1 protein-coding gene is annotated in these 539 nt (G+C 58.1%); it reads left to right on the top strand.

Annotated elements, in window-relative coordinates; all coding sequences use genetic code 11:
- A partial coding sequence (locus AC1D0Z_RS23955; protein ID WP_477660595.1) for a DUF5063 domain-containing protein occupies nt 1-502 on the top strand: 502 nt, incomplete at its 5' end.
- Between the last annotated feature and the right edge of the window lie 37 nt (nt 503-539).

Genomic DNA, 539 nt, shown 5'->3' with positions numbered 1-539 from the left:
AGAGCGCACGGAGTCATCGGTGGATCATTCCAAATTTTTTGCGGATTTCGCACGCGTGTTCTGCCGCTGGTGTGAGGCAACCGATGAACCGAAGACGGCGGACGCTGCGGCCATGTGGCTTTGCACATTGCATGCCGGCGCACTCGCGCTTCCATCCGGCGAAGCGGACGACAACGTGCACGCGCCTGATATACCTGCGGATGCCCTCGCAAGGGTGAAAGTCGGCTTGGCCCCGTATTGGGGCCTGTACTATCGGATGGTCTTCAATCCAAGTCCGCTAGAAAAAGACGATCCAGTGTTAGGTGACCTCGGTGACGACCTTGAGGACATCTATCGCGATATTCAACGCGGCCTGTACCTGTATGACGGCGGGAGCACGGAGGCGGCCGTATGGCACTGGCGCTTTCACCATCAGATTCATTGGGGCCAACATGCGTCCGCAGCGATCTATGCGCTTGACCATTACGCGAAGGAACTCCGCGAGCGAACGGATGAGCGTTAAGAATCGCAGCAAGCGATTCCACGGCGTAGTGGTCGGA

The sequence above is a fragment of the Polaromonas sp. P1_E3 genome (assembly GCF_056405935.1).
Note: the sequence above shows the minus strand (reverse complement) of the source record. Positions and strands in the feature narration are given on the sequence as shown.